The sequence below is a fragment of the Mycobacterium sp. 852013-50091_SCH5140682 genome (assembly GCF_001665685.1).
Lineage (GTDB): Bacteria > Actinomycetota > Actinomycetes > Mycobacteriales > Mycobacteriaceae > Mycobacterium.
The window spans coordinates 1-671 of the sequence record NZ_LZTB01000105.1; the positions used below are offsets into that span (position 1 = coordinate 1).

At 63.8% G+C, this 671-nt stretch carries 1 protein-coding gene; it reads right to left on the minus strand.

What is annotated here, in order from left to right; genetic code table 11:
* Positions 1-671 (minus strand): beta-ketoacyl [acyl carrier protein] synthase domain-containing protein (locus A5784_RS27665; RefSeq protein WP_197514895.1); only part of this gene is annotated, 671 nt, incomplete at both ends.

A 671-nucleotide genomic window follows, 5' to 3' on the forward strand; every position in this document is an offset into this window, starting at 1 on the left:
CGGGTGGCGTCTTGGCAGGCGTGGGGGGTGAGTTGGTGGAAGTTGAGGTGTTTGGGGATGTAGCCGTAGCGGACACTGAGCACCGTCTTGATGAGACCGGCAATGCCCGCAGCCGATTCGAGATGACCCAGGTTGGTCTTGACCGACCCGACCACCAACGGCGCCGCATCACCGCGATCACCGAAAACCTGTGCCAACGCATCCAACTCGATCGGATCACCCAACGCAGTACCGGTACCGTGCGCCTCGATGTAATCGATATCAGCCGCACTCAGCCGCGACGCCGCCAACGCCTGACGCATCAACGCCTGCTGCGCCGGACCATTGGGCACCGTCTGCCCACTGCTCGCACCGTCCTGATTGACCGCAGAACCGCGCACCACCGCCAACACCCGATCCCCGTCGCGCAGAGCATCACTGAGCCGCTTGAGCACCACCACCCCGCAACCCTCACTGCGCACATACCCATTGGCACCGGCATCAAAGGTCTTGCACTGCCCATCCGGCGACAACATCCCAAACCGAGAACACGCAATGCTGTTCTCCGGGCGCAGGATCAGGTTGACCCCGGCGGCCAGCGCGGTGTCGCTCTCCCCCCGACGCAGACTCTGACACGCCAGATGCACCGACACCAACGACGACGAACACGCCGTATCCACCACCAACGCCGG